Genomic DNA, 1,359 nt, shown 5'->3' on the forward strand with positions numbered 1-1,359 from the left:
ACATCAGGAGAAGATAATAATGAGGATACCAATAAATTAAAATGCCCCATCATACCCTCTATCATATCTCGATCATAAACATCACTATTATAGGCAACATCATAAAAAAGACAATCGCCAACCTCCTGAAAATCTATATCTAAATCAAACTTAGGAATCGTATGACCCAAATATTTAATCTCAGTAACCTGATCATCTGGTAATACAAAATCATCATAATGCTTGTCCCTGTTCTGTAACGTAACCATAACATCAAAAACAGCACTACGACTCGTATCTCTAAACAAACCTAAATCTTCTACCAAACTACCAAAAGGATACATCTGATGTTGATAACTCAATAATGTCGAGGATTGTAACTCTAAATAAAAATCCCGAAAACTCAATGAAGGATCAACCTGATTCCGTAAAGCCAATGTGTTAACATAAAAACCTATCTGATCCGATAAATCAGAATGATCACGACCTGCAACAGGAGTACCAATGATAATATCTCGCTGAGAGGTATATTTGTAAAATAAAATATTCCAAACAGCCAACAAACCCATAAATAAACTACCTCCCTGTTGATGACAAAAGGAAACTAAGTCATCCTTAACATCTTTTGACAAATAACCCTGTAACTTCTCCCCATTAGAGGTCATAACCTTAGGCCGTAACTGCTGAGTCGGTAAATCTAATAATGGTAACTCTCCAGATAACTTATCTAACCAAAAGAACTTGTCCTTATCATATGCGCCAGAACGTAAACGCGATTGCTCCCAACCAGAATAATCCTTAAACTGTATCCGTAAATCTCCTAAATCAACAGGCAAACCCGAACAATAAGACTCATAATAATGCATAATATCACGAGTCAAAATCTCCATAGACCAGCCATCACTAATGATATGATGCATATTGTAATAAAAAACATAATGATCATCCGAAACATGAAGTAAACTAGCTCGTAACAAAGGCCCATTCGATAAATCAAATGGCTTGTATGAATCTTCCTCAACATACTGAGAAACCCTCAAATCAGCATCCGAAAATTCACGGTAATCCTCATAAGAAATACTAAAACCTAAATCACATAAGGGTAAAACCCATTGACGTAAAGTACCCGAAGAATCTTCCCGAAAAACAGTACGCAAAATCTCATGACGAGCTAAAACAGAATCAATCGCCCTTTTAAAATTCGAAATATCATAATCCCCTCGTAAATCATCACACGAAATCATATGATAAGCACTACTGGATTGATCAAACTGACTTAAAACCCATAACCTATATTGAGATGAGGATAACTCATACGAATCTGCTTCAGCAACAACCGGAATAGCTATAGCATCAGAAGATTCTTGCCCCGAATCGTTT

At 36.0% G+C, this 1,359-nt stretch carries 1 protein-coding gene; it reads right to left on the reverse strand.

Translation table 11 applies throughout. The features are described from left to right. On the reverse strand, positions 1 to 1,359 hold a 1,359-nt coding region (locus tag ACWGOQ_RS24060), incomplete at both ends, for a condensation domain-containing protein (protein ID WP_458202902.1).

The sequence above is a fragment of the Aquimarina ulvae genome, assembly GCF_053613295.3.